A 508-nucleotide genomic window follows, 5' to 3' on the forward strand; every position below is an offset into this window, starting at 1 on the left:
CTGACCGGCCAGACGCCCGAAGCCGTCCGGTGCACCCTCCGCGCGCCCGGCACCGGCGGGGATACCGCCGCCCTGTCAGCTGAACTCAGCCAGGCCTACGGGCCGCTGGGGACGGCTGTTGAGGGTGAAACGCTGGAGGTGGACGCTGGTGGCAGCCAGGCCTGGGCCGTTGCGCAATAGGCGGTTGCGAACGCCAAAGGCTTCGAGGTCACGCAGGTGGGCCTCGCCGGCCGGAGCTGGAACCGGGAGGCCCGGGACGGATGGCAGGCCTCAGCGGCCACGGAAGGACAGGTACGGATCACGGTGGCGGCGGAAGGGACCGGCAGCTGAACGGCTGCTGCAGGAATACTGCCCCCGTGGCTGCCGGCGGCCTGCTGGCGGGAGGAGCTCCCTAGACGAGGATCTCAACCACCGGCTGCACGTAACTGCGGAAGAGCTCAGGCTCGGCCATCAGCCGGTTGCTCATAATGATCTTGTCCGGCTCCAGGTACCAGGCCCGCTGCTCGTT

1 protein-coding gene is annotated in these 508 nt (G+C 69.3%); it reads left to right on the forward strand.

The annotated features are described in order from the left end of the window. A partial coding sequence (locus CFN78_RS29660; protein WP_205660691.1) for a hypothetical protein occupies positions 1-180 on the forward strand: 180 nt, incomplete at its 5' end. Positions 181-508: the final 328 nt, after the last annotated feature.

Origin of the sequence: Amycolatopsis antarctica, from assembly GCF_002262875.1 — a bacterium.
Taxonomy (GTDB): domain Bacteria; phylum Actinomycetota; class Actinomycetes; order Mycobacteriales; family Pseudonocardiaceae; genus Amycolatopsis; species Amycolatopsis antarctica.